Raw genomic sequence first — 26,374 nt, forward strand, 5'->3', positions numbered from 1 at the left:
TTGAGCCACAAACCCACAATCACCAATAACAGACAAGAACCGGCAAAGAGAAAGGCGAGGTGAGTAGTTATGGACAGGATAGACAGCCCGGTGCGTGGCCATAAATGCAATTTAACATAATATACATTATGCGTACCAAGGTGGCTGTACGTAGAATCTGAGCTTCTGGCTTTTATCATAAGCCTTATCAAGATATCTCTAAGTTGGTTGGCCGCCAGCCCACCGGATGAATTTCTACGGCTAAATCGACTCGAGTATCTCAGCTATGTTTTGTGGATAGACAATCTCATCCGTTGTTCTTAACTCTTCGACACTCCACCAGTGATGCTCGCTGATGACACGTTTTTCTTCACCGCTCCAACGGTCAGTGTTGATCTCGCGATGTCTCACTCGCACAACGTAAAACTTTTCCTGCGCTTCAACCATCTCGCCATTCGGCAACATCATCTCAAAGTTTCTTTGCGCCACACACTGGCCAACTTCTTCGCACACAATGCCCGTTTCTTCCTGTAGCTCTCTAACAGCCGCTTGCTTATAGGACTCACCTTGTTCAACACCGCCGCCTGGTGTTGCCCAATATGATTGTCCCGCCAACGCGCCAGAGCCGTGCGTGAATTTAAACAACAAAACCTGTCCTGAAGGTTCAGTAATCAAAAGCCTGGATGCTGGTCGCGTTCGCACTTTATTTCCTTCCCTATATGACAAACTGAGATCTGAAGCCCTGGCCATTTCATGGGAAAAGCTCCCTTTGCTATCAAGTCCAAAATACCTCTGCAAGATTTGGCTATTCTATGGGATAGTCAGCCCAGTTTGTATACAGTGTAGCTCTCTAACAGCCGCTTGCTTATAGGACTCACCTTGTTCAACACCGCCGCCTGGTGTTGCCCAATATGATTGTCCCGCCAACGCGCCAGAGCCGTGCGTGAATTTAAACAACAAAACCTGTCCTGAAGGTTCAGTAATCAAAAGCCTGGATGCTGGTCGCGTTCGCACTTTATTTCCTTCCCTATATGACAAACTGAGATCTGAAGCCCTGGCCATTTCATGGGAAAAGCTCCCTTTGCTATCAAGTCCAAAATACCTCTGCAAGATTTGGCTATTCTATGGGATAGTCAGCCCAGTTTGTATACAGGGAACTCAGGATGTGTACCACAGAGAAACATATGATTGTTATCGGCGCGGGAATTATGGGGGCATCAATAGCCTATCATTTGGCAAGCCGCGGGATAAAAGTGACGGTCATTGATAAAAACCAACCTTCTTCTGGCGCTACCGGCAGCTCTTTTGGCTGGATCCACATGACAGTAAGTGATGATGCACCTGATGCTTTTCTTCGCCGCGCCTCGGCGGCCGATTGGCAGCGACTGGAAAAAGAAATCCCGGAGCTTTGGGTGAATTGGACTGGCGCACTAAGTTATGACGATGAATCGCTGGAAAGTCAGCCCAATGAAAACCTGCTTCAACAACCCGAGATATCCAGGCTTGAACCCGCGTTTAACAACCCGCCACGGCGTGCATATTATGCGGTTTATGATGGTGCTGTCGACCCCATCGATGCCACGCACGCCCTGCTGGAAAAGGCTTGTAACTTGGGCGCTACGCTGAAAATTCAAACGCCGGTCATCGGTTTTCTCCAAAATGGCAACCATGTTACCGGCATCCAAACCCCGGAGGGCGTATTAAATGCGGATGCGGTTATCCTGGCCTGCGGAACAGGTATAACTCCCCTACTTGCTACCATTGGGATCCCGTTGCCGATCCTGGCGTCACCGGCAATTCTGTTACGGTTCGGCACCGAAAAACATTTAATTAATACCCTGATTTCTGGTCATGATGTAGAAGCCCGGCATGCCCGTAACGGTGATATTTTGGCTGCGGAAGACTTTCCGCTATCGGGCAATACCGATAATGTTGCCGCTGAAACCCTGGCAGCGATGAAATCAGGATTGAACGGCGCAGCTTCGCTGCACTTACTGAGCCAATCGGTGGGACAGCGCCCAGTGCCGGAAGATGGATGCCCGGTCATCGGATTTGTCGGCGAGAGGCCTGGAGTTTATGTTGCCGTCATGCATCCGGCGGTAACCTGTGCGGCTACCCTGGGCAGAATGGTCAGTGAAGAGCTGATCAGCGGTAATAACCCGGAAATACCTGCAATTTATCGTCCTCGCCGCATCACTTCTGACCCAAAACAATCTTAATAACGGCAATCGTCGCAGGACCTCACCTGGCGACGATTACCGATGAAGATACTCAAATAATGTATGAAAGCAGGAAGGTCATGCCCAGCGCCAATACCGAAGCGATAAAGGTGGCCGTAGTGTAATACTTGAAGGTTTCATTCAGCGTCGCTCCACAATATTGCTTCACCAACCAGAACAGTGAATCCGTCACTATGGTGCAGCCAATAGCACCAGAACCGATGGCAATGGTCACGATCTCTGGGCTGACATTGGGATAAAGCGACAACATCGGCGCAACTATCGCCGTAGCGCCCATCATGGCTACGGTGGCGGAACCCACGGCAGCATGCAGAATAAGCGCGACCAGCCAGGCTAACAAGATAGGATGCATATGCAGGTTTGACAGCATCAGCGCCAGGGTATCGGCCAGGCCACTGGTCTTCAAAATACTGTTAAACGCTCCGCCGGCCCCGATGATCAACAAGATATTGGCAATGGAGGAGAAACCGGACTCAGTATGGCTCAACAGCGCGCTCATCCCCATGTGACGACGTATCCCCAGAACGTAATAAGCCACAAACACAGCAATAAACATGGCAATGATCGGGTTACCGATAAACTCCATAGCGGCAAATAAGCTCCCTTCTTTATTCAGATTCAGCTCAGCGACCGTTTTGACCAGCATCAGCACTATGGGCAGTAAAACCGTAAACAGCGTTGCTCCCAGTGATGGCAGTGAATGTTCTTCTCGCACGGCCAGATTGGAGAACTCAGGCGGTACCGCTTTAAACGGCAAGCGTTTACCCAGCAATTTCAGGAACAGTGGACCACCTACCAGTGACGCCGTCAGCCCGACGAACAGGCCATAAACAATCACCGTGCCCACATCGGCTCCCAGTTTGTTGGTAACAAATAACGCTGCGGGATGAGGGGGAACCACACAGTGCACCGCCATCAATGCGGTACACAAAGGAATCGCCAGCTTGAGTAATGACGTCCCGGTTTTTCTGGCGATGGAGAAAGCCAATGGGATCAACAGAACTACGCCCACTTCAACAAACAGCGTGATACCGCAAACCAAGCCGACCAGCACCATAATCACGTCGACAGACAACCAGCGGCAGCGTTGCAACGCAATACCAATACGCTCTGCCGCCCCGGAGACCTCCATCATTTTGCCCAGAATGGTCCCCAGCCCAATGATCGCTGCCAAAAAACCTAGCGTACTGCCGATGCCGTTTTCGATGGCATTGACCATATCAATCGGGCCCATCCCCATCATGCTGCCGACAAAGAAGCTTGCTAACAGTAACGCCAAAAAAGGGTGAAACTTAAACTTCACGATGGTCAAAATGATGATCGCGATACTGGCGATCAGCGTGCCGGCAACCCAAACTTGCGAATCCATAGCCCATACCCCCGTCATAAACTGACTGTCATTGGACAGGAAAACGACGATCGGTGACAAACGATAAAAATCCGCTCTCACATGAGTGAAACAGAATCAAACGAGTGACTTACGCCAAAAAATGGTGCAGTTTAGCGACATGGGTCAACTTTACTCACCAAGCTGGTGTGTAAATCGCAGATATTTTTAAATTTTCTGGGGGGATTATGACGGTAAATCTAACGGGGCCACATCGCTCACTGAATGGTTGGCAGTTATCGCGGTTATTTACCTTTGAAGTGGCTGCGCGGCATGAGTCTTTCGCCATGGCGGCCGATGAGCTTTCTGTCAGCCCCAGCGCCGTCAGCCATAATATTAACCAGCTTGAAGCCAATCTCGGTATCCAGCTGTTTGTTCGCTCTCACCGTAAGGTGGAACTCACGACCGAAGGCAAACGGGTTTTTTGGGCGCTAAAATCTTCACTTGGCACCCTGAATCAGGAGATTCTGGATATCAAGAATCAGGCGCTATCAGGTTCATTAACAATTTACTCCCGCCCCTCCATTGCTCAGTGCTGGATCGTGCCGGCGTTGGCGGATTTCTCCCGCCGATACCCCGCCATTAATCTGACCATTCTGACCGGCAACGAATATGTGAACTTCCAACGCGCCGGCATTGATCTGGCGGTTTACTTTGACGCCACCCCGTCATCGCAGCTTCATTATCAATACCTGATGGATGAAGCGATCATCCCGGTATGCAGCCCGGAGTACGCCAGTCAATTTGAGCTGGCCAACTTTCCCGGCAACCTCTCCCACTGCACCCTGCTCCACGATCGACAAGCCTGGAGCTATGATTCCGGTACCGATGAGTGGCACAGTTGGGCTCAGCATTTCGGTGTCAATCTGGATACCTCTCCGGGTATAGGTTTTGATCGTTCCGATCTGGCCGTTACGGCAGCCATCAATCATGTTGGCGTGGCTATGGGCCGTAAACGGTTGATCCACAAACGGCTTAACTCCGGTGAACTGGTGGCGCCATTCCCGAAAATGGAGCTGAAATGTGACCAGCACTACTATGTATCGACACTTTCTGACCGCCAGTGGCCGAAGATTGACGCCTTCATTGCTTGGTTAAAAAACCTGGGGGAACTCCCTGTGTAAGCATCAGTCTCTAACAGAAATGCGGATGTGGGCAGGTAATATCACTTAATCGTCTTTGTTGTCGGGGATGATATTTTCGACAGGAATGCGATGTTCGAGATATAACCACTTCTTTACTGCCGGTATTATTTTCCGTCAGAACCAAGATATATCTCAATGGTTAAATTGGTTGAGAATGTGAGACAAACGGCAATTCACTTTATCAATAGGCTAACCCCGGATAAAATGTTTTAACATTTGCCAGATAAAACAGTACAATTCCGTCCGTTAATTTCGCACTATTTTTAGGATATATGTGTCGTTAATTAGGACTGCCAAATCGCGAAGCCGTCTCCCCGCCTGTCTGGGGATTTTTGCGATCCTGATGTTGTTCATTGCCCCGGTGATCTCCCGATCGCTGGAGCATGCGCGCGTCGGGCAGTCTGAAACCGCCAGTATGGCAGACTGCGGTATGGATATGTCGACGCATATGCATCATCCGCCACCGTCAGCACCGAGCGCTAAGGCCAGCATGCCTGGTATGCCAATGGGCATGCAGACCGGCAGCCACAATATGGCGATGATGATGGATGACAGCGCCTGCGGTTACTGTGTGCTGCTGATCCATGTGCCGCTGTTGGACCTGGCCTATTCGCCGTTGTTCTGGTCTGGTTCGTTGCTGTCCCGTGCTCCACCAGCGCATTATATCTTCCCGTTATTCGTCCATCTGACCTACTCCGAGTCACAACCTCGCGCACCACCAGCATCACTTCCTCTGATTTAAAAGTTAATAGACTGCAGCCAAATTATTCCTGTTGAGATAATTCAATCAGGAGGTTGACGCACGCCTGTCAAATTTACTGCTGCAGATCATTATTTATCGCAACTCGAGTGGCGTTATTAATCCGTCATGACGAGAACGACCCTCTATTTACGGCGGCATGATGCTCCGGGCATCACTGCGTCTAAATAATAACCGGTCGTGATGTGAAAATACGTTTAGCGTCAAAATTTGCATTAAGGAACGATGATGTTCGGTAAAACCAAAAATTATAAAAAACACCCTCTGTCACTGCATATTACTGCGGCGATGCCCTTGTTTGCTCTGGTGGCCTTTAACGGCCATGCCGCAGAACAGCATCAGCATGATGTTGCCGTCAAAACCAATGACGGTGACGTCATTACCGTGACTGCGCCACTCTATTCACCGATGACCATAGTGACGTCCCCTAAAACACCGCGTCAGCCGGTGCCGGCCAGCGATGGTTCTGATTATCTGAAAACCATTCCAGGCTTCTCGCAAATCCGTAACGGCGGCACCAATGGCGATCCGGTGTTTCGCGGCATGTTTGGCTCACGACTGAAAATTCTGACCGACGGCGGCGAAATGTTGGGTGCCTGTCCGGCAAGGATGGACGCCCCTACTTCCTATATCTCGCCGGAAAGTTATGATCTGCTGACCATCACCAAAGGCCCGCAGACGGTGCTCTGGGGGCCAGGTTCCTCAGCGGGAACAGTACGTTTCGAACGTGAGCGTCCGCGCTTTGAACAGCCCGGCATCAAGGGCAATGCCAGCGTATTGGCCGGTTCTAACGGTCGCTGGGATGAAAATATCGATGCCAGTCTGGGGGGCGAACAAGGCTATTTACGCCTGATGGGCAACAAATCGCGCTCCAACGACTATAAGGATGGCAATGGCGACCGCGTACCATCACGCTGGGATAAATGGAATGGTGATTTGGCGCTGGGCTGGACGCCAGACAGCGATACTCTGTTGGAAGTGACCATGGGCCGGGGTAATGGTGAGGCTCGTTATGCCGGGCGCAGCATGGACGGTTCACAGTTCAAGCGTGAAAGTCTGGGCATGCGGTTTGAAAAATCCAACATTGGTGAGGTGCTGGATAAACTTGAAGCTCAGGTTTATTACAACTACGCCAACCATATTATGGATAACGTCACCCTTCGCTCCCCCGGTCAGGGTGGCATGGCGATGGGACATATGGGCATGGGTCATATGAATATGGGGATGACGATGCAACTGGATCGCCGCACCGTCGGCGGGCGCGTCATGGGTACCTGGCTATGGCAAGATTTCAAGTTGGAAAGCGGTATGGATACGCAAACCAACACTCACCGCAATAGACAGGGTGACGGCTGGCAGAAAGATGCGCAATTTCATAACTACGGTGCTTTTGGCGAGCTGACCTGGACCGCGACCGAACAAAGCAAAGTGATCAGCGGTGCACGCCTCGATCGCAGCCTGGTGGATAACTATCAATCGGCTAATGAGCGTGAACGTTCCGATACCTTGCCTAGCGGTTTTACGCGCATTGAGCATACGCTTGCCGGCATGCCGCTGATGGTTTACGCCGGGATTGGCTATACCGAACGCTTCCCTGACTACTGGGAACTGTTCTCCCCGACTTTGGGGCCGAACGGCAGTAAAAGCCCGTTTGATAGCGTGAAAAGTGAAAAGACCACGCAAATCGATATCGGCGCTCAATACACCGATAAACGCTTTAACAGCTGGGTGTCCGCATACCTGGGTCATGTGAATGACTTTATCCTGTTCAAATACGATCCACACCATGCTCGTATCAGTCAGGCCGATAACGTGAACGCCACGATTATGGGCGGTGAAATGGGCATGGGTTACCAACTTGCCGAGCACTGGAAAACCGATGCCAGCCTGGCCTATGCCTGGGGTAAAAACACCACTGACCACCAGCCACTGCCGCAAATACCGCCGCTGGAAGCACGCTTTGGTTTAACCTACGAACGTGGCGACTGGAGCAGCACCGGCCTTTGGCGTCTGGTCAGTAGCCAGCACCGTGTGGCGATCAATCAGGGTAACGTGGTGGGTAAAGACTTTGGCGAAAGTCCGGGCTTTGGCGTGCTTTCCGCCAATGTGGCCTACAAGGTCACTCCGCAGGTCAAACTCAGCACCGGCCTGGATAACATCTTCAACAAAACCTACAGCGAGCATCTCAATCTGGCAGGCAACAGCACCTTCGGTTATTCATCGAATACTTCGGTAAATGAGCCAGGGCGCACCCTCTGGGCCAAGGTCAATGTCACCTTCTAACTAAACCGAGCCGGGTGGTGATTATCATCGCCCGGCAAAGATTTTTGCCCAAGTGACTTGGGCGGGTCTGCATTTTCACCCTACCCGAAGCGCTTCAACAACCAATGAGAACGCTGGGGAAGGCTGTTTACGACTGGGATAATACAAGTAGTAGCCAGGAAACGGCTTACACCATGGCTCCAGTACGCGAATCAGACGCCCGTCTTCAATATGCTTTCCAAATTCTTCTTCTGGCAAAAATGCAATCCCCAGCCCTGCAAGCGCGGCATCAACAATATGTACAGAAGTATTGAAAATGAGTTGTCCGCTGACGCGCACATTAAGATCCCCACCATCCTGATCAAAATCCCAGACATACAGTCCGCCAGACCTGACCATTCGCTGATTTATGCACAGGTGTTGCGTCAATTCGTGGGGGGTATTGGGGATCGGGTAACGTGAAAAGTAGTCCGGTGCTGCCACTGCAGCCATGCGTAATTTGGGGCCAATCGGAACGGCTATCATGTCTTTATCAATGGTGTCACCCAGCCGAACGCCCGCATCAAAACGGTCTGCCACAATGTCGCGGAAACCATGATTGGCGTCGAATTCGATATTTATGTCCGGGTACTCTCGCAACAGGGGCGCCAGTTTTGGCAACAGCGTGCTGTGTAAAACGTCTGGCCCGCAGGTGATGCGGACCCTACCCGCCGGCTTATCGCGCAGCTCCGTCAGCATATCCAGCTCGGCTTCAATCTCATCGATACGATTGCCTATAGCCAGTAACAATCGTTCTCCAGCGGAAGTCGGTGACACACTACGGGTGGTACGCGTCAGTAGGCGAATTTGCATCCGTTCTTCAAGTGCGGAAATCGCCTGGCTCAGAGCCGGTTGAGTGACGCCCAATTGTGCCGCCGCGCGGGTAAAGCTGCTTTCACGTGCGACCGTAACAAAATAAAGCAGGTCATTCAGGTTGCGTTTCATCTGGTCTAGCCACCCTATTAATAAGCATTGGTTATAAAGTCATTAAGTATTCATTAGCTAGTTATTTTGCACCCTGCATGTAAAATTTTCAGCAAGAGTTTCTTAAGCGATGGCGGATAAACGCCGTTGCCATTTCATCTTTCATTCACCTTTTCTGACGTTATTCCTGCCAATAGCGTACGGCCCCGGCTTGCCTAAACACAGGCGGGGATTATTCGGAGTCAGCAGTTTATGCCCAGATCGTCGAGTGACACACCACTTCACAATGAGCGCGCGTACTGGAGCGGCGTATTCGCCATGACATTGTGCGTCTTCACCTTAATTGCTTCGGAATTTATGCCAGTCAGCCTACTGACACCAATATCCGCGGACCTGGCCGTGAGTGAGGGACTGGTTGGTCAGGGGATCGCTATTTCCGGACTTTTTGCCGTATTGACGAGTCTCTCCATTTCTACGCTGGCTGGGGCTGCGAATCGCAAAATCTTGCTGTTGGGTATGACGGCTTTGATGGCGCTTTCCGGAACCATCATAGCGTTAGCGCCCAGCTATTTTATTTACATGGCTGGCCGAGCCCTGATTGGAATTGCTATTGGTGGCTTCTGGTCACTATCGGCTGCCACGGCTATTCGCCTGGTTCCGCAACATCGGGTACCTCGCGCACTGGCTATTTTTAATGGGGGCAACGCGCTGGCCACTGTTATAGCCGCTCCATTGGGGAGTTATCTGGGTTCTGTCATCGGCTGGCGTGGCGCATTCTTTTGCATTGTGCCGGTCGCGGTAATTGCTTTTATTTGGCAGTTGTTCAGCTTGCCGGCCATGACTACGGATAAAGACGCCAAGCGTAGCGGCACTGTATTTCGCCTTTTTGCCAATCCGTTGGTGACCCTTGGCCTTGCCGCCTGTGGATTGTTCTTTATGGGCCAGTTTTCTTTGTTTACCTATTTGCGTCCGTTTCTTGAAACGGTAACACGGGTGGATATCACCACGCTGTCGCTCATTTTGCTGACCATCGGGGTTGCAGGCTTTATCGGTACTTTGCTGATTGGCATTTTCTTGAAATCCACCTTCTATCTGACGTTGATAGCCATCCCATTGCTGATGGCTGCCATAGCCGGAGCGCTGATCGCCTTTGGCCACAGCGTCTGGATTGTCACACTGCTGCTGGGTTTATGGGGGTTGTTCGCTACGGCTGCTCCGACCGGTTGGTGGACCTGGATCGCCAGAACATTGCCTGATGATGCAGAAGCCGGCGGTGGGTTGATGGTTGCCATAGTGCAGCTGTCAATCGCACTGGGATCCACCCTCGGTGGTTTCGCATTTGACCATAGCGGTTATCAAAGCACTTTCACCATCAGCATCGTTTTATTAGTGATCGCGGCTGCCCTGACTTTATGGACGTCACGTAAAGATCTCTACCAAACCAATTGAGGATTATTCAGTGAGAACATTAACCATGTTATTGGGGCTGTTAATCAGCTCGTTTGCTGCCACAGGAGCCGATATGTCTAACGGAGCAGATAACTTTTACCAAAGCAATAAAGTCACCCAACAAAAGGTGACCTTTAAAAACCAGTACCAGATGAATGTGGTCGGCAATCTGTTTATGCCGAAAGGAATGGAGCAGAACGCTAAAAACCCGGCTATCGTTGTTGGTCATCCGATGGGGGCGGTAAAAGAACAAAGTTCAAACTTATATGCCCAGAAACTGGCGGAACAAGGGTTTGTGACGCTGGCAATTGATCTGTCCTTCTGGGGTGAGAGCGATGGCAAACCCGGTCATCTGGTTTCTCCGGAAATTTACGCGGATGACTTTAGTGCTGCCGTCGATTATCTGAGTACTCAGCCTTACGTGGATGCGGAGAAAATTGGCGTGTTGGGTATCTGCGGTAGCGGGAGCTTTGTCATCAGTGCGGCCAAAATTGACCCGAGAATGAAAGCCATTGCCACTGTCAGCATGTATGACATGGGGTCTGTTTTCCGTAATGGGCTTCATCATTCGGTTACGTCAGAACAGCGTAAAGCCTTGATTAAATCGGCTACCGAACAGCGCTTTGTTGAGTCTAAAGGCGGTGATATAGCCTATATCCCAGGGACCGTGAACCAACTGGATGATTCAACATCTGCGATTCAGAGAGAATTCTTCGATTTTTACCGTACATCGCGTGGCGGCTACACGCCAAAAGGCGAGCAAGAAGAACTGACGACCAAGCCCATGTTGAGCAGCATTGGAAAGTTTATGAACTTCTACCCGTTCAATGATATTGAAACAATCTCGCCACGCCCGATGCTGTTCATCACCGGCAGTCAGGCGCATTCGAAAGAATTTAGCGAAGATGCTTACCAAGGTGCCGGACAACCGAAAGAGTTGTACATCGTCCCAGGCGCAGGCCATGTCGATCTGTATGACCGTACCGACCTGATCCCTTTTGCCAAGCTGACGTCGTTCTTTAAAACCAACCTGAAATAACCTTTTATGCCGCATCCTCAGGGATGTGGCTAATTTCCCCCTGGCAAAGCCCCTTTTGAGCCTGTTCTCACTCCCTAAGTATTATTGCTTCCCCACCCCAAACTCGCTAAGATCGATTAAAATATATTTTAAAAAATAAACAAAATGAATAAGCCTATTTTAAACGATGCACCGCGTTTCCTCGATTTGCCTGCCGGCTACTTTGGCATGGTATTGGGTATCATTGGCTCGGGTTTTGGTTGGCGTTATGCCGCCACTATCCTGCCCGTCTCCTCAATGATTGGCGAGACGCTGATCGTCATCGCCATCGGCATTTGGTTTTTGCTGGCCTGCGCATTTTTATACCGCCTACTGCGTTTTCCCCACAGCGTGAAAGCAGAAATAGAGCATCCACTGATGAGCAGTTATGTCAGTTTGCTCCCGGCCACCACCATCCTGGTCGCCATTGGTGTGGTGCCCTGGTGGCGTTCACTGGCCGTTGCGATATTCACCCTGGGGGCCGTGGCACAACTGAGCTATGCCGCCTGGCAAAGTGCCGGTTTGTGGCGCGGGTCTCATCCTGCTGAAGCCACCACGCCCGGGCTCTATTTGCCAACGGTCGCCAACAACTTTATCAGCTGCATGGCCTGCGGTGCATTAGGTTATCAGGATCTGGGCCTGCTGTTTCTGGGGGCGGGGATCCTTTCCTGGCTGAGTCTGGAGCCGTCCATTTTGCAGCGGTTGCGTAGCCAGGGTGAAATACCGACACCGGTTCGTCTTTCCCTCGGGATCCAGTTGGCCCCGGCTCTGGTGGCCTGTAGCGCCTGGCTGGCGATTAATGGGGGGGAAGCGGACGTACTGGCCAAAATGCTTTTCGGCTACGGCCTGCTGCAACTGTTGTTTATCGTGCGTCTGCTTCCCCGGTATCTGAAAGGTCCCTTCAATGTCTCGTTCTGGAGCTTCTCATTCGGACTTTCTGCCCTGGCGACCACCGCGCTGCATCTGGGGCATGCAAGCCAGGAGGGAATATTGTCTGCGCTTGCATTACCTCTTTTTGTCTTCAGCAACGTGCTGATTGGCCTGCTGTTTGTGCGTACGTTGATGTTGTTGCTTCAGGGGAAATTACTGAAATACAGCAGGCATCCCTGAACTTCAGCCAACCGAGGCAACAATATGCTCACGTAGCCATTGATGTGCCGGATCACGATGGGAACGCTCATGCCACAACATGGTCATTTCGAACCCAGGCACTTGAAGCGGCGGTTCAACCACCTGCAGCGCATTGTTGTTGCGTACCAGCCGCGATGGCAACATCGCCACCAGATCTGAATTTGCCAGCACCGACATCACAAACAGAAAATGTGGTACGGAAAGCACCACCCGCCGGGTTAAACCGGCTTCTGCCAGTACCTTGTCGGTGATGCCGAAAAACCCTCCGCCGTCCGGTGATACCATCACATGTCCCAACTCGCAAAACTGGGCCAGCGACGGCGGTTTTTGCAAGCCAGGGTGCCCCGCACGCCCGACCAGCACATAGCGTTCACTAAACAAAATGCGCTGACGCAAGTTGGACGGTGAACCTTCGCGAGTATGAAAGGCCAGGTCTACCTCGCCCTGCTCGGCCTGTTTGGCAATGCGTGAGGGCACGGTTTCTATCACTGCCAGGCGGCTGTGCGGTGCCGCAGCCCGTAACCCCATCAGCGCCGGTTGAACGATGGTCGACTCACCGTAGTCGAATGCCGCCACACGCCAGGTATTATCGGCCACTCTGGGATCAAAAGGTTCTGATGGTGATACCGCAAGCTCCAACGCCTCGAGTGCCAGCCGCAGTGGTTCACGTAATTCGTCACCACGCGCAGTCGGTCGCATCCCGCGTGGTCCCGGCATCAACAAAGGGTCGTGAAAGATATCCCTGAGTTTGGCAAGATGCACACTGACCGCAGGCTGCGACAGGTTTAATCGCTGTGCCGTCCGGGTCACATTGTGCTCGGCCAGCAAGGTGTCCAACGTCACCAACAAATTGAGATCCAGGCGTCTGATATTATTCATGGTAATACCTGTAATATTATAAATTCATTTCTAGTATACCTGATAAGCGCCTACCCTGACTTCCATCAACTAATGGAGGTCCCACTATGAATGTTTTACTGGTCTATGCTCACCCTGAACCGCAGTCGTTAAATGGCTCCCTTAAGGATTTATCGGTCCAACGTTTGAAAGCTGCCGGGCACCAGATACAGGTTTCCGATCTGTATGCCATGCAATGGAAAGCCACGCTCGATGCCAATGACAGCAGGGTTCCCCCGCTAGGTTCGCGCTTTGATCCCTCACTCGATTCCCAGCATGCCTTTGCCAACGGGTTACAGAGCCAGGACATTGAGCTGGAGCAGGAAAAACTACGCTGGGCGGATACGGTCATTTTGCAGTTTCCCCTGTGGTGGTTTTCGATGCCGGCAATCCTTAAAGGCTGGGTTGAACGCGTCTATGCCTACGGATTTGCCTATGGCGTCGGGGAACACTCTGACTCACGCTGGGGTGATCGTTATGGCGAAGGCACCCTGGCGGGGAAACGGGCAATGCTGATTGTTACCACCGGTGGTTGGGAATCTCATTACGCTGCGCGCGGTATCAATGGCCCGATCGATGACATCCTGTTCCCTATCCAGCATGGCATCCTGCATTACCCCGGTTTCGAGGTGCTACCCCCCTTTGTCATCTATCGTACCGGCCGAATGGATGAAACACGTTTTACCGAGATCGGTGACGCCCTGGGGCAACGGCTGGACGACCTGGCGCATACAGCACCGATCCCCTTCCGCCGACAAAATGCGGGCGAATACGAGATCCCGGCATTAACCCTGAAAGTCGATATAGCCCCCGGACGGGGTGGTTTTGGTGCACATATCGCATAACGATAAGGCCCGGTTTACCGGGCCAGTTGCAAGATTACTTCTCTAGCGGATACTCGCCCAGTCACCAGAAACCTCGGAGGTAAACCCCATATTATTGGATTTCATAATCTGTGCGTGTTCCGCCTCTACTTTCTTCGGCCCTCAGTCGGGCTTGATGAATATCTCGAAACCAAATACGTCAACCTCGGGCAATTTGAGGGCGAATAAATAGCTGTTCGGTCATCAATTGACCCCATTGTGTGCCCGGCTGCTCTTCTGCCAGCGTGAAACCGACGCTTTCATACAGATGCCGGGCCGCATCCAGCCCTTTGAAAGTCCACAAATGGGTTTCATCAAAGCCCTGTTCATCGCAAAAACTGACCGCCCGGTTCAGCAATTGGCGGCCTACGCCGCTGCCGCGCACACTGTCATCGATGATAAAGGTACGCAGGTGGGCGCGATTTTCCCCCAGGGTTTCCCCATCAATTGAAACCGATCCGACAATGCGGCCATCGCTCAATGCAGACCAGGTCTGGTTTAGCGGATGCGACAGCCGCCCGGCCAGATCGGCCAGCGCTGTACCGACGGCAGCTTCAAAGAAGGCACCAAACCCCACCGTGCGCGAATAATATTGCATGTGCATTTCCAGCGTTCTACCGGTAAACCCAGGCAGATAACCGCTGACAATCTCGATTGCTGGCGCTGAGAGCGACGCTTCTCCCAAACGGTGAGCGCGTAACGCCGCAGCATAATTCTGCAGGCCACCGGCAATGCCTGCGCTGGCGTCAGGTGGCAGTTTATCCAGCGCATTAAGAACCTGATGCTCGGCAAAACGGTTAATCCCAGCAAGAGTTTGCCGCCCTTTATCCGTTAACCGCAGGATTTTTTCCCTGGCATCGCGCTCACTGGGCAAAGTCACCAATTCTCCGGTTTTGATCAGTTTGTTAAGCATGCGACTAACGCTGGATTTTTCCAGGTTGAGCACGCTGCAAAGCTCCGCCGCTGTATCGACATGGCGATCGCCGATTTCAATCAACGCGTGTACCGCCGACGGCGGTAAATCTGTGCCGGCAAGGGTATTGCCCATAAAGCCCAGCTCACGCACCAGATGGCGTGACGCATCCCGGATCGGTTGTAAATACGGGTTCGGTTGGGGGGTTGGCATGATGGCGACTCCGATATGGTTGTATGAAGCAACTATATCGGAACCATTCAGAAATTAAAACAATCATTGGAGTTTTGGCGAGGGCTTCTTAGGGGGCGCCCTCGCCTTTTTTTTTATCGCTGAACCTACTCAGCCTCTTGACCAGCCTGGTAATACACATAGCCTTCCCGGGCCAGGCTATTTTTGATTCTGAAGCGCCAAACTATCGCCAGGGCGATAAACCACAGCGGCATACTGCACAGCGCTATCAGCGTATCCCGGTCAAATACCATCAGCACCAGCGTGAAAGCGAAAAACGCCAACGTCAGCCAGGTCATGATCACCCCGCCCGGCATCTTGAAGGTAGAACGCTCATGCAATTCGGGCCGTTGCTTACGATAAACCAGATAGGCCACCAGGATCATGCCCCAGCTGTAAACCACCAGTATCGCCGCCACGGTAGAAACAATGGTAAACAGCGTCATCACGTTCGGCATCAGGATCAACAGCATGGTACCCACCACCATACAGAAGCAGGAGAACATCAGGCTGCGGATTGGAATAGCGGTGGTACGTGACAGTATTTTGAACTGCCCGTGCGCGTGTTTCTCCATCGACAGGCCATACAGCATGCGGGTGCTGGAATAAACCCCGCTGTTGGCCGAAGACATGGCGGAGGTCAAGGCGACAAAGTTAATCACCGCGGCTGCCGCAGGCAAACCAGCCTGGTCGAACAGCATAACGAACGGGCTGCTGTCCGGCGAAACGTGGCTCCATGAGGTCACGGCGATAATCGCCAGCATCGAAAACACATAGAAAATGATGATGCGTACCGGGATCACGTTGATCGCTTTGGGCAGTACTTTCTGCGGATTTTTGGTCTCGGCCGACATGGTGCCCAGCAGCTCAATGCCGGTACAGGAGAATATGGCAATCTGGAAGCCGGCAAAAAAGCCGAATATGCCGTGTGGCATAAAGATATTAGGGTCGGTGATATTACTCACCGAGGCTTTAACCCCATCCGGCGAGGTCCAGCCAATAAATACCATCCAGGCACCGGTCAGGATCAGCGCGATAATGGCAATCACTTTAATGATGGCAAACCAAAACTCGGCTTCACCAAACATCTTCACCGACAGCATATTGAACAGGCACAGTAGCCCCAGTGTCAGCAAGGCCGGCAGCCAGGGCGAAACTTCCGGGTACCAGTACTGCACGTAACCCCCGCAGACCACCACATCGGCAATGCAGGTCACCACCCAACTCAGCCAGTAAGACCAACCGAGAAAAAAACTGGCTTTGGGCCCCAGGTATTCAGAGACGAAATCGGCAAATGAGCGATAGTCGAGCTTGGTCAGCAATAATTCGCCCATCGCCCGCATCACCATAAACATAAAGAAACCGACAATGACGTAGGTTAAAACAATGGAAGTGCCGGAAAGCGCGATGGTTTTGCCCGAGCCCATAAACAACCCGGTGCCAATGGCACCGCCGATGGAAATAAGCTGAATATGGCGTTCGCTCAGACCTCGTTGCAATGTTTGGGCGCAGTCGTGCCCCTCGGTTGAAAGGGTATTCAACCGATGTTGCTTACTTTTTGTCATGGTGTTACCTGTCCGTCATTAAGGCGATTAAGCAGCTTTTACCGCTGCAGCAGGAGTGAAACGCCGTTGGCGTTCTACCGGCAAAAAAGAAATTCAGGCCAAACGCTGCCTGCCCTTTTGTTAAAGGGAAGTAAATATCTGTACGACTCAGAAAACGACTGTTCGAACCGAGTGCCAGCTCACATTTAGCATGCGAAGCATGAGCATGGAGGATAAATGGCTTTATATCAGTGAGTTATTATCATTCCCGTTCAAGAAAAACATGCGACCAACACAGATTTAACATGAATTTAACTCTGGCGTCAGGAAACGGCATTGTCAACACGACACTTAAATAAAATGAAACTTTTTGATCACATTCAAGGTTCTGAAAAATAGATAAAAACGCATTTTATGCACTTTTTATGCATAAAATATGCGTGGTCAGCTAACCCCTCCTGAAAAAGTAATTAACTATTCATTTTTGCACCGAAAAACCCGCTGGAAACCGCCCCGCAGGCCATCAAGGGGGGGCTAACAAGCCGCGCTTTTAATGGTAAATTTGGCGTCGCAAAAGTGTTATGCACTTGGTAAACCACGGTTAAACAAAATAAACACCTCTATATAAAAAAGGTTGGTTATGGAAAAGCTATCCTACGCTTCAGAAAGCAGCACAACGGCCTGGGCCACCTATCTGCAACAAATCGACCGCGTTGCACCTTACCTGGGTGATCTGTCGCGTTGGGTTGATACCCTGCGTCACCCGAAGCGTGCGCTGATCGTTGATATCCCACTGCAGATGGACGACGGTTCAATCCGCCATTTCGAAGGCTTCCGCGTTCAGCACAACCTGTCGCGCGGCCCGGGTAAAGGCGGCATCCGTTATCACCCGGACGTTGATCTCGATGAAGTCATGGCGCTGTCAGCCTGGATGACCATCAAATGTGCGGCAGTCAACCTGCCCTACGGTGGCGCCAAGGGGGGGATCCGCGTCGATCCTTTCAAACTGTCTGAAGGCGAGCTGGAAAGATTGACCCGTCGCTACACCAGCGAAATCGGTTTTATCATCGGGCCACAGAAAGATATCCCGGCACCGGACGTCGGCACCAACTCCAAAGTCATGGCCTGGATGATGGATACCTACTCCATGAACCACGGCACTACCATCACCGGCGTGGTTACCGGCAAACCTATTCACCTGGGCGGCTCTCTGGGTCGTGAGAAAGCCACCGGTCGCGGTGTATTCGTTACCGGCTGTGAAGTGGCGAAACGTCTGGGCGTGCAAATCGAAGGTGCCAAGGTTGCGGTTCAGGGCTTTGGTAACGTGGGCAGCGAAGCCGCCCGCCTGTTTGTTGGTATCGGCGCGCGCGTAGTGGTGATTCAGGACCACTCCGCTACCCTGTTCAACGCCAACGGCATCGATTTGACTGCACTGACCGAATGGCAGGCCAAGAACAAGCAAATCGCCGGCTTCCCTGGCGCCAGCGAAATCGAAAGCGAAGCTTTCTGGTCCGTAGACATGGATATCCTGATCCCAGCCGCACTGGAAGGTCAGATTACCCGTCAACGTGCAGAAATCCTCAGCGCCAAACTGGTTCTGGAAGGCGCTAACGGCCCAACCTACCCAGATGCGGACGACGTGCTGCGTTCACGCAACATCACCGTGGTACCTGACGTTATCTGTAACGCCGGCGGCGTAACGGTCAGCTACTTCGAATGGGTGCAGGACATGGCCAGCTACTTCTGGAGCGAAAGCGAAATCAACGAGCGTATGGACAAGATCATGACCGACGCCATGATTCACGTTTGGAACAAGTCCGAAGAGAAAGAGTGCAGCCTGCGCACAGCGGCTTATATCGTCGCCTGTGAGCGTATCCTGACCGCACGTAAAGAGCGTGGCATTTACCCAGGTTAATGCGTTATCTCTCCCGGCTTGCTCTGCAGGCCGGGATTATTTCAAAGCGATCCCCTTTAACGCAGCAGTCGTTTCATCACCTTGCCGGTACTGGTCATCGGTAACCGTTCGACAAACTCAACGACGCGTGGGTATTTAAACGCCGCCAGCCGTTCTTTGGTCCAGGCGATCAGCTGTTCTTCACTCACCGGTTCGTCCAAATCCTTCAGCACCACCACCGCTTTAATCTCTTCACCGAGTGACGGATGCGGTACGCCAATCACGGCCACCAATGATACGGCCGGATGGCGGATCATCAGTTCTTCAACTTCTCGTGGGTAGACGTTAAATCCGCCGCGGATAATTACATCTTTCGACCGGTCGACGATAAAATAGAAGCCATCGGCATCACGGCGTGCCAGGTCACCGGTTCTGAACCAGCCCTTTTCCAGCACCTCGGCCGTGGCTTCCGGGCGGTTAAGGTAGCCCTTCATCACGTTGTGGCCACGCACCGCAATCTCGCCAACCTGATCTATCTCCGTCAGCGTTTTACCGGTGACGTCAACCAGACGGACTTCAATCCCCCAAATCGGCTGGCCAATAGAACCCACTTTATTGATCCGCCCCGGATGGTTAAAGGTCGCGACCGGGCTGGTTTCCGATAAGCCATAGCCTTCCAGAATATTCACCCCGAAACGCTGGGCAAAATCTTCAATAATTTGCACCGGCAAACTGGCACCGCCGGAGACCGCCATGCGCAGGTTTTTACGTAACAGGGCAAGATCCGCCGTATCATCCAGCGCGTTCAGTAATGCCCAGTACATGGTGGGGACACCGGCAAAAAAGGTGATGGCGTGCTTTTGCATCAGTGCAATGGCCTGCTTCGCATCGAAACGCGGCACCATGACCAACGTCGCCGCCAGGGCAAAACCGGCGTTCATCTGCACGGTGGAACCAAAGGTATGGAATAGCGGCAACGTCACCAAATGGCGATCGGGATTTTCTAACGAACTATTGAACAACTGTACCGAACCCAGCGCATTCAGCACCAGATTGGAATGGGTCAGCTCCGCTCCCTTGGCACGGCCGGTGGTGCCGCTGGTGTAGAGGATCACGGCGGTGTCGGATTCCACCGTGCTGACGCTGTCAAAATCGGTGGACTGGCTACCGATCGCCTGACTGAAACGGTCACCCGCCAGCGGAAGGCTATCGCCGATAATAATAAAATCACGGCAATGTTCTGCGGTTTCAAACGCGCGTCGAGCTTCTTCCCCCAACGTTAATCCATTGCCGCCCTCAAAGCAGAAGAACACTACCGCCTGCGAATCCTGCAGGTAATATTCAAACTCCCCCGCTTTTAACAAGGTGTTCAAAGGGACGACCACCGCACCGGTTTTGAGGATGCCATAGTAAATAGCGGGAAACTCCCAACTGTTCGGGCAAGCCAGCGCCACCCTTTCACCGGGCTGCACTCCCCGGGCAATCAGCAAATTAGCGATCTGATTGGCCCTTTGATTCAACGTGGCGTAGCTAAACTGAATATCCTCCTGCACCAACGCCAGACGATCCGGAAACGAACGCGCACTCTCTTCAAGCAATGTAGCCAAATTTAGCATGAGGTTTTCTCGAAAGCAGAGACCGGGCATGCCCGGTGAGTCATCGACTGAGATACTGCGCGACCTCGCTGAGGTTGCTCTCCCTGAACAGCCTGCGGCGAAAAAAAACCACGGCAGTAATCAGTATAGACGAGGTCATACCAGTGTAAAGGTTCGCGCTCCGCTGCCTGATAGGCTATATGTTAGGGATCATTTCCCCTCCCGGAGAGCCCCTGATGAGCAAGAAAAAGATCCTGATGCTGGTTGGCGATTACGCCGAAGATTATGAAACCATGGTGCCGTTTCAGGCGTTACAAATGATAGGTCATCAGGTGGATGCCGTGTGCCCCGATAAGGCCATAGGCGACTACATCATGACGGCGATCCATGATTTTGACGGTGCGCAAACCTACAGTGAGAAACCGGGTCATCGTTTCACCCTGAACGCCGATTTTTCGGCAGCCAAAGAAGCAGACTACGACGCCCTGTTGATCCCCGGTGGCCGAGCGCCCGAGTATCTGCGACTGAACCCGCAGGTCATCAAGCTGGTGCAGGCCTTTGACGCCGCACGCAAGCCCATTGCCGCCGTTTGCCATGGTCCGCAGCTGCTGGCCGCCGCCGGCGTGTTGAAAGGCAGAACCTGTAGCGCCTACCCGGCCTGCGCGCCAGAAGTGCAGTTGGCTGGCGGACACTTTGCCGATATCGGCATCGATCAGGCCCATGTTGATGGCAACCTGGTGACCGCCCCGGCCTGGCCGGCACATCCACAATGGTTGGCGAAATTTGCCGAACTGCTGGCGGAATAACGCAATGAAAAGGCCCGCAACCCAGCGCGGGCCAATATTTTACTTTAACTGTTCGTGGGTTAATTATTCCGCCAACAATTCGAGGTTACTTTAATTGCTCAATCAGAAAGTGAATGTCATAGAGCCAACGTTTTGCCCGGGCGGATCGCACCAGCATATAAACATACAAGGGGCGGATCCTTTCCATCTCAAGATCCCAATGATTACCACGTCGGGATGATGGGGAAAATAATGACACTGATTTAGACTCCTGACGAAAATACAGCTCATGGTTGTAATTACTGCTGTCTATTCGGAAGGCGTCGAAGTAACCATGCATCAGCGTCTCCGACATAGGTAAAGACAGGTTTAGCTCTTTGTTTATTTCGGTATTGAGAGTCACGTCTATGCCCCTTTTGAGCAGGCCCGGCGTGTTATAACGGTCGACCACTGAAATCACCTGCTGCTGAATATCACTTTCCATTTCAACCTCAAACTATTTGGCCGCGAGAATGATGCGATAATATTCAGACCTTTCTTAAGGTAACGAGTTCTGCATGACAAAGTGATTTTCCTTTTCTTTACACTTTCATCACAGAGTGAATATAAAAATACGCAGAATGTTGTCGGCATCCTGCGTATTAGCATGGTTGCTTGCAGTAAATCTTATTGGGTCAGGGAGACATTATTGGCAATAACGCCATCGCTCTGCTTCTCTGCGCTAATACCCCCGCCCAGCACTTTATACAGCGTGATCAGGTTTTGGTATTCGGTTTGCTGGGTGGAAATCAACGACTGACGAGCGCTATACAAGGTACGCTGCGCGTCAAGCATCGTCAGATAGGTATCCACCCCGTGGCGATAACGCAGCTCTGCCAGGCGGTAATATTCCTGTGAAGCCGCCACATAGCCGGTTTGCGCCGCTAACTGTTCCTGAATAGTGCCCTTACGCGCCAGGGCATCGGCGGTTTCCTGGAATGCCGTCTGCACCGCTTTCTCGTAGGTGGCAACGTACAGGTCTTTCTGCGCCCTGGTGTAATTCAACTGGGCGGTGTTATAGCCGCCGGTGAAGATCGGCAGGCTGATACTCGGTGCAAATGACCAGACGCCAGCCCCCTTGCTGAACAGTGATGACAATTCCCCACTGCCTATACCGCCACTGGCCGTCAGACTGATAGACGGGAAAAACGCCGCGCGAGCGGAACCGATATTGGCGTTGGCCGCCTTCAGGTTATGCTCAGCCTCCAGCACGTCCGGACGGTTCAGCAGCACCTGGGATGACAGATTCGCCGGAATATCTTTCATTATGCCGGACAATGCTGCGATATCCGTCGGCAACAGGTTCTCAGGTACAGTTTGCCCCACCACCAGATCCAGCGCATTTTTCGCCTGTGCGGCGCTGGTGGTGTAGCTGGCCACGTCCGAGCGAGCCTGCTGATACACCGTGTCCGCCGTAGCGACATCAACCATCGACAGAATGCCGTTTTGCTGGTTTTTGCGCGTCACGGCCAGTGACAATTTGGCGCTTTCCATGGTGCTTTTGGCCGCATTCAGGTTGCTGCGTTCGGCGGCCACGTTCACCCAGTCGGTGACGATATCGGCGATCAACGTCAGGCGAGTGCTTTTGGCCGCCTCCGACTCTGCCAGATAGGTTTCAAAGGTCGATCGTGACAGGCTACGGTTCTTGCCGAACAAATCCAGCTCAAATGCACTGGTGCCGGCCGTGGCTTCGTAGCTCTGGCTAATCGCGGTGGCGTTACCGTTACCGGTTAGTGCCCGCCCACGGCTGCCGTCCATACCGGCGTTAATGGTCGGGAACAAATCGGAGCGCTGCTCGCCGTAGAGCGCCCGCGCCGATTCAATATTGGCAATGGCTTCACGCAGATCTCGACTGCTGCTCAGCCCCATCTCTACCACCTGCCGCAGTTTGGCGTCGACCACATAGTCACGCCACGGAATATCCGGGTAGCTCAGTGATAATTTACCGGAAGGCGCAGTATAAGCCGCCCCCTGTGGCATGGTGGTGGGAACCGGTGCCGCTGGGCGCTGGTAGTTCGGATCCAGCGAGATACACCCCGCCAGTAACAGCGGAAATGTCAGAGTGATTAAACGTTGCAACACATTATTCTCCTGCCTGCGGCGCAGTGTTTTCCAGCGGTTTGGCGACGACGGTTTTGCGTGAAAACATCCGGCGCACCAAGACGTAGAACAACGGAACAAAGAAGATCGCCAGTAACGTTGCCGTGATGGTGCCGCCAATGATCCCGGTACCGATGGCGATGCGGCTGTTGGCCCCGGCACCGCTGGACACCGCCAGCGGCAACACGCCGGCGCTAAACGCCAGGGAGGTCATCAGAATCGGGCGCAGACGCATGCGGGATGCCTCGACCGCCGCGGCGAGCAAGGTTTCGCCCCGCAGGTATTTCTCTTCGGCGAATTCGACGATCAAAATGGCGTTCTTGGCCGACAGCCCAATGATGGTCAACAGCGCCACCTGGAAGTAAATATCGTTTTCCAGCCCACGCAGAGTGATCGCCAACAGCGACCCGACCACGCCCATCGGCACCACCATCATCACCGCGAACGGAATTGACCAGCTCTCATACAGTGCGGCCAGGCACAGGAACACCACCACCAGTGAAATGGCATACAGGGACCCAGCCTGTCCGCTGGTCAAGCGTTCCTGATAAGACAGACCGCTCCAGGAAAAGCTGCTGGCGGAAGAGAACTTCGCCGCCAGCTTTGCCATCTCATCCATTGCCGTACCGGAACTGGTCCCGGGCGCGCCTTCACCGGTGATCTCAAACGACGACAGACCGTTGTAGCGCGACAGGTTTTCCGGCCCGTAAATCCAGTGGGAAGAGGCAAAGGCCGAGAACGGCGTCATGCTGGTGGTACCGCTGCTGGAAGTCCCACGGACAAACCATTTTTCGAGATCTTCCGGTTTTGAACGGTACTCGACGTCACCCTGCATATAGACTTTTTTCACCCGGTTGCGGTCGATAAAGTCGTTGATATAGGTGCTGCCGAAGGCGCTGGTAAGCGTGCTGCTGACGTCGCTATTACTCAGCCCCAACGCCTGCAGTTTGTCATTGTCGATCTCCACCTGCAGCTGTGGGGTATCCGGCAGAGTGTTGGCGCGAACCGCGCTCAGGCTGGGATTTTTCGCCGCCGCCGCAATTATCTGGTCACGCATCACCTGCAACTCTGCACGGGTCGTTGCGCCTTTGGCCTGCAATTCGAAGGTGAAACCGTCAGACTGGCCAAAACCGTCAATCGCCGGAGGGCTCATCGAGAACACCTGGGCATCGCGGATCTTGGCAAAGTGCGCCATCGCACGCTTGGCAATCGCATCAGCGGTATTGGCACTGCCGGAGCGTAAACTCCAGTCTTTCAGGCTGACGAAGGCCATACCGGCGTTTTGGCCACTGCCGCTGAAACCAAAGCCGTTAATGGTGAAAATGGTACTGACGTTGGCCTTCTCATCGTTGAGGAAATAATCTTTTACTTCGTCACTGACCGCCGAGGTACGGGCATTGGTGGCACCGGCAGGCAGCGTATACTGCACCATCACCACCCCCTGATCTTCATTGGGCAGAAAGCCGGTCGGCAAACGCATATACATCACGGCAGCGGCAATCAACAGCAGGCCGTACAGCAGCAGATAGCGCATTGGGCTGTGGATCACCCTGCCGACCTTATCGGCATATTTCTCCTGCAGGCGGTTATAGCCGCGGTTAAATTTGCCCAGCAGGCCCTTGTTGGTCAGTTCCTCATGCGCAGGTTTCAGCAAGGTGGCGCACAGTGCCGGAGCCAGGGTCAACGCCAGGATCACCGACAACACCATGGAAGCCACAATAGTGACCGAGAACTGGCGGTAGATCACCCCGGTGGAACCGCCGAAAAACGCCATCGGCAGGAAGACCGCCGACAGCACCATGGCAATGCCAACCAGCGCGCCGGTGATTTCCTTCATCGATTTTTCGGTTGCCTCGCGCGGCGGCAGTTTCTCTTCCCGCATCACGCGTTCGACGTTCTCCACCACCACGATGGCGTCATCCACCAAGAGTCCGATAGCCAGCACCATGCCAAACAACGTCAGGGTGTTGATTGAATAGCCGAAGGCGGCGAGTACACCGAAGGTGCCCAACAGCACCACCGGCACGGTAATGGTCGGGATCAGCGTGGTACGCAAGTTCTGCAGGAAGACAAACATCACGATCACCACCAATACCACCGCCTCGATCAGGGTTTTCACCACCTCTTCGATCGAGATATTAATAAAGTCGGTGCTGTCTTTCGGATAGGCCACCTTGTAGCCATGCGGCATTGAGGTTTGGTATTCCGCCACCTTGGCCTTGACCAGTTTGGCAGTATTGAGCGCATTGGCCCCGGCGGCCAGCTTGACGGCAATCCCCGAGGCCGGGTGGCCATTCAAGCGGGCGCTGGAGGAGTAATCCTCGTTGCCCAGCTCAACCCGCGCCACATCGCCCAGGCGCACCAACGCCCCGCTGCTGTCGCTTTTCAGGATAATATTGCGGAACTGCTCCGGCGTTTGCAGCCGCGACTGCGCCTTCACCGTGGCGGTCAGTTGCTGATCGGCACCGGAAGGCAAATCGCCGACCTTACCGGCAGAAACCTGGGTGTTTTGCGCCTCAATCGCCGTTTCCACATCGGACGGCATCAGCGAAAAAGACGCCAGTTTGGTCGGGTTAAGCCAGATGCGCATCGCGTATTCAGACCCGAATACCTGCACATCACCGACGCCGTCTATGCGCGACAGCGGATCCTGAATGTTGCTCACCAGATAGTCGGAAATATCCGCCATGCTGGCCTTGTCGGTTTCATCATACAGCCCGACGATCAGCAAAAAACTGCTCTGGGATTTCTTGACCGTGACCCCTTGAGCGGTCACCTCTGCCGGCAGTCGACTTTCCGCCTGCTGTACCTTGTTTTGCACCTGCACCTGAGCGATATCCGGATCCGTGCCCTGATCAAAGGTCACGTTAATGCTCACCGAACCGTCGGAGCTGCTGGTCGCTGAAAAATAAAGCAGTCCGTCCAGGCCGGTAAGCTGCTGCTCAATCACCTGGGTAACGCTGTTTTCCAGAGTTTCCGCATCGGCCCCCGGGTAGGTGGCGGAAATGGAAATCTGCGGTGGGGAGACGTCCGGATATTGCGAGATGGGGAGCGAATTGATCGACATCAGGCCACACAGCATGATGATGATCGCAATCACCCAGGCAAACACCGGCCGCCGAATAAAGAACTGCGCCATG

The 26,374-nt window shown here is 53.0% G+C and carries 20 protein-coding genes and 2 pseudogenes; 10 read left to right on the forward strand and 12 right to left on the reverse strand.

Features of this window, described 5'->3' with window-relative positions:
- Nucleotides 1-240: 240 nt before the first annotated feature.
- Together SERS4_RS0113250 and SERS4_RS26330 are read right to left on the reverse strand one after the other, a co-directional pair.
- Entirely contained in the window at nt 241-654 is a 414-nt protein-coding gene (locus tag SERS4_RS0113250) for an NUDIX domain-containing protein (RefSeq protein WP_017892862.1), read from the reverse strand.
- 180 nt (nt 655-834) lie between these two features.
- Nucleotides 835-993 (reverse strand): annotated as a pseudogene (locus tag SERS4_RS26330) (NUDIX domain-containing protein); the annotation flags it as partial.
- A 149-nt stretch (nt 994-1,142) separates the two neighbouring features.
- Here SERS4_RS26330 and SERS4_RS0113255 point away from each other — a divergent pair.
- Nucleotides 1,143-2,198 carry an FAD-binding oxidoreductase gene (locus tag SERS4_RS0113255; protein WP_017892863.1) on the forward strand — a complete coding sequence of 352 codons (1,056 nt, stop codon included), beginning with the start codon at nt 1,143-1,145 and terminating at the stop codon, nt 2,196-2,198.
- A gap of 52 nt (nt 2,199-2,250) precedes the next feature.
- Here SERS4_RS0113255 and dsdX read toward each other — a convergent pair whose 3' ends face one another.
- On the reverse strand, nt 2,251-3,588 hold the full coding sequence (dsdX, locus tag SERS4_RS0113260) for a D-serine transporter DsdX (RefSeq protein ID WP_012145178.1): 1,338 nt from the start codon (nt 3,586-3,588) through the stop codon (nt 2,251-2,253).
- 206 nt (nt 3,589-3,794) lie between these two features.
- Here dsdX and dsdC point away from each other — a divergent pair, with 206 nt between their 5' ends.
- The 3 genes from dsdC to SERS4_RS0113275 all read left to right on the forward strand — a co-directional run bounded on the left by dsdC (nt 3,795) and on the right by SERS4_RS0113275 (nt 7,794).
- Entirely contained in the window at nt 3,795-4,730 is a 936-nt protein-coding gene (gene dsdC, locus SERS4_RS0113265) for a DNA-binding transcriptional regulator DsdC (protein ID WP_017892864.1), read from the forward strand.
- A 295-nt stretch (nt 4,731-5,025) separates the two neighbouring features.
- Entirely contained in the window at nt 5,026-5,493 is a 468-nt protein-coding gene (locus tag SERS4_RS0113270) for a DUF2946 domain-containing protein (RefSeq protein WP_071593014.1), read from the forward strand.
- Between the two features lie 243 nt (nt 5,494-5,736).
- The gene (locus tag SERS4_RS0113275) at nt 5,737-7,794 is read left to right on the forward strand and encodes a TonB-dependent copper receptor (protein ID WP_371257896.1); all 2,058 of its coding nucleotides are present in this window, start codon (nt 5,737-5,739) and stop codon (nt 7,792-7,794) included.
- 75 nt (nt 7,795-7,869) lie between these two features.
- Here the strand turns inward: SERS4_RS0113275 and SERS4_RS0113280 are convergent, their stop codons facing one another.
- Nucleotides 7,870-8,757, reverse strand: a complete 888-nt coding sequence (locus tag SERS4_RS0113280) for a LysR family transcriptional regulator (RefSeq protein WP_017892867.1) — start codon at nt 8,755-8,757, stop codon at nt 7,870-7,872.
- 231 nt (nt 8,758-8,988) lie between these two features.
- Between SERS4_RS0113280 and SERS4_RS0113285 the strand changes: the two genes are divergently transcribed.
- From SERS4_RS0113285 to tehA, 3 genes are all read left to right on the forward strand, one after another.
- Nucleotides 8,989-10,185: an MFS transporter gene (locus tag SERS4_RS0113285; protein ID WP_026142377.1), complete on the forward strand. Its 1,197-nt coding sequence runs from the start codon at nt 8,989-8,991 to the stop codon at nt 10,183-10,185.
- A 25-nt stretch (nt 10,186-10,210) separates the two neighbouring features.
- Nucleotides 10,211-11,224: an alpha/beta hydrolase gene (locus SERS4_RS0113290; protein ID WP_156816687.1), complete on the forward strand. Its 1,014-nt coding sequence runs from the start codon at nt 10,211-10,213 to the stop codon at nt 11,222-11,224.
- A gap of 144 nt (nt 11,225-11,368) precedes the next feature.
- Nucleotides 11,369-12,352, forward strand: coding sequence for a dicarboxylate transporter/tellurite-resistance protein TehA (gene tehA / locus SERS4_RS0113295; protein ID WP_017892870.1), 984 nt, complete (start codon nt 11,369-11,371; stop codon nt 12,350-12,352).
- 3 nt (nt 12,353-12,355) lie between these two features.
- On the opposite strand, the gene SERS4_RS0113300 is transcribed toward tehA, so the two are convergent.
- Entirely contained in the window at nt 12,356-13,252 is an 897-nt protein-coding gene (locus SERS4_RS0113300; RefSeq protein ID WP_017892871.1) for a LysR family transcriptional regulator, read from the reverse strand.
- A gap of 86 nt (nt 13,253-13,338) precedes the next feature.
- On the opposite strand from SERS4_RS0113300, the gene SERS4_RS0113305 reads away from it, so the two are divergent.
- Nucleotides 13,339-14,115: an NAD(P)H-dependent oxidoreductase gene (locus SERS4_RS0113305; RefSeq protein ID WP_017892872.1), complete on the forward strand. Its 777-nt coding sequence runs from the start codon at nt 13,339-13,341 to the stop codon at nt 14,113-14,115.
- Nucleotides 14,116-14,163: 48 nt separating this feature from the next.
- Here the strand turns inward: SERS4_RS0113305 and SERS4_RS27335 are convergent.
- The 3 genes and pseudogenes from SERS4_RS27335 to SERS4_RS0113315 all read right to left on the reverse strand — a co-directional run.
- Nucleotides 14,164-14,256: pseudogene (locus SERS4_RS27335) on the reverse strand (hypothetical protein); the annotation flags it as partial.
- Between the two features lie 37 nt (nt 14,257-14,293).
- On the reverse strand, nt 14,294-15,259 hold the full coding sequence (locus SERS4_RS0113310) for a helix-turn-helix domain-containing GNAT family N-acetyltransferase (protein ID WP_017892873.1): 966 nt from the start codon (nt 15,257-15,259) through the stop codon (nt 14,294-14,296).
- 125 nt (nt 15,260-15,384) lie between these two features.
- Nucleotides 15,385-16,842 carry an amino acid permease gene (locus SERS4_RS0113315; protein ID WP_017892874.1) on the reverse strand — a complete coding sequence of 486 codons (1,458 nt, stop codon included), beginning with the start codon at nt 16,840-16,842 and terminating at the stop codon, nt 15,385-15,387.
- 619 nt (nt 16,843-17,461) lie between these two features.
- Here SERS4_RS0113315 and SERS4_RS0113320 point away from each other — a divergent pair.
- Nucleotides 17,462-18,736: a Glu/Leu/Phe/Val dehydrogenase gene (locus SERS4_RS0113320; protein ID WP_017892875.1), complete on the forward strand. Its 1,275-nt coding sequence runs from the start codon at nt 17,462-17,464 to the stop codon at nt 18,734-18,736.
- A 56-nt stretch (nt 18,737-18,792) separates the two neighbouring features.
- Here the strand turns inward: SERS4_RS0113320 and SERS4_RS0113325 are convergent, their stop codons facing one another.
- Nucleotides 18,793-20,331 carry a long-chain fatty acid--CoA ligase gene (locus tag SERS4_RS0113325; protein ID WP_017892876.1) on the reverse strand — a complete coding sequence of 513 codons (1,539 nt, stop codon included), beginning with the start codon at nt 20,329-20,331 and terminating at the stop codon, nt 18,793-18,795.
- A 215-nt stretch (nt 20,332-20,546) separates the two neighbouring features.
- On the opposite strand from SERS4_RS0113325, the gene SERS4_RS0113330 reads away from it, so the two are divergent.
- A complete protein-coding gene (locus SERS4_RS0113330; protein ID WP_017892877.1) occupies nt 20,547-21,116 on the forward strand; it encodes a DJ-1/PfpI family protein in 570 nt (189 codons plus the stop codon).
- 85 nt (nt 21,117-21,201) lie between these two features.
- On the opposite strand, the gene SERS4_RS0113335 is transcribed toward SERS4_RS0113330, so the two are convergent.
- The 3 genes from SERS4_RS0113335 to SERS4_RS0113345 all read right to left on the reverse strand — a co-directional run bounded on the left by SERS4_RS0113335 (nt 21,202) and on the right by SERS4_RS0113345 (nt 26,373).
- A complete protein-coding gene (locus SERS4_RS0113335; protein WP_012145204.1) occupies nt 21,202-21,579 on the reverse strand; it encodes a DUF1493 family protein in 378 nt (125 codons plus the stop codon).
- A 182-nt stretch (nt 21,580-21,761) separates the two neighbouring features.
- The gene (locus SERS4_RS0113340) at nt 21,762-23,216 is read right to left on the reverse strand and encodes an efflux transporter outer membrane subunit (protein WP_017892878.1); all 1,455 of its coding nucleotides are present in this window, start codon (nt 23,214-23,216) and stop codon (nt 21,762-21,764) included.
- Between the two features lies 1 nt (nt 23,217).
- Entirely contained in the window at nt 23,218-26,373 is a 3,156-nt protein-coding gene (locus tag SERS4_RS0113345; RefSeq protein ID WP_017892879.1) for an efflux RND transporter permease subunit, read from the reverse strand.
- Nucleotide 26,374 lies beyond the last annotated feature (1 nt).

This window comes from Serratia sp. S4, assembly GCF_000347995.1.
GTDB lineage: Bacteria > Pseudomonadota > Gammaproteobacteria > Enterobacterales > Enterobacteriaceae > Serratia > Serratia quinivorans.

Bases quoted from the DNA above. Each gene is read 5' to 3' on its own strand.
- SERS4_RS0113305 (WP_017892872.1), top strand. From the start codon at position 13,339: ATGAATGTTTTACTGGTCTATGCTCACCCTGAACCGCAGTCGTTAAAT.
- SERS4_RS0113325 (WP_017892876.1), bottom strand. From the start codon at position 20,331: ATGCTAAATTTGGCTACATTGCTTGAAGAGAGTGCGCGTTCGTTTCCG.
- SERS4_RS0113275 (WP_371257896.1), top strand. From the start codon at position 5,737: ATGATGTTCGGTAAAACCAAAAATTATAAAAAACACCCTCTGTCACTG.
- SERS4_RS0113315 (WP_017892874.1), bottom strand. From the start codon at position 16,842: ATGACAAAAAGTAAGCAACATCGGTTGAATACCCTTTCAACCGAGGGG.
- SERS4_RS0113320 (WP_017892875.1), top strand. From the start codon at position 17,462: ATGGAAAAGCTATCCTACGCTTCAGAAAGCAGCACAACGGCCTGGGCC.
- SERS4_RS0113285 (WP_026142377.1), top strand. From the start codon at position 8,989: ATGCCCAGATCGTCGAGTGACACACCACTTCACAATGAGCGCGCGTAC.
- dsdX (WP_012145178.1), bottom strand. From the start codon at position 3,588: ATGGATTCGCAAGTTTGGGTTGCCGGCACGCTGATCGCCAGTATCGCG.
- SERS4_RS0113330 (WP_017892877.1), top strand. From the start codon at position 20,547: ATGAGCAAGAAAAAGATCCTGATGCTGGTTGGCGATTACGCCGAAGAT.
- dsdC (WP_017892864.1), top strand. From the start codon at position 3,795: ATGACGGTAAATCTAACGGGGCCACATCGCTCACTGAATGGTTGGCAG.
- SERS4_RS0113280 (WP_017892867.1), bottom strand. From the start codon at position 8,757: ATGAAACGCAACCTGAATGACCTGCTTTATTTTGTTACGGTCGCACGT.
- tehA (WP_017892870.1), top strand. From the start codon at position 11,369: ATGAATAAGCCTATTTTAAACGATGCACCGCGTTTCCTCGATTTGCCT.
- SERS4_RS0113335 (WP_012145204.1), bottom strand. From the start codon at position 21,579: ATGGAAAGTGATATTCAGCAGCAGGTGATTTCAGTGGTCGACCGTTAT.
- SERS4_RS0113310 (WP_017892873.1), bottom strand. From the start codon at position 15,259: ATGCCAACCCCCCAACCGAACCCGTATTTACAACCGATCCGGGATGCG.
- SERS4_RS0113255 (WP_017892863.1), top strand. From the start codon at position 1,143: ATGTGTACCACAGAGAAACATATGATTGTTATCGGCGCGGGAATTATG.
- SERS4_RS0113290 (WP_156816687.1), top strand. From the start codon at position 10,211: ATGTTATTGGGGCTGTTAATCAGCTCGTTTGCTGCCACAGGAGCCGAT.
- SERS4_RS0113300 (WP_017892871.1), bottom strand. From the start codon at position 13,252: ATGAATAATATCAGACGCCTGGATCTCAATTTGTTGGTGACGTTGGAC.
- SERS4_RS0113345 (WP_017892879.1), bottom strand. From the start codon at position 26,373: ATGGCGCAGTTCTTTATTCGGCGGCCGGTGTTTGCCTGGGTGATTGCG.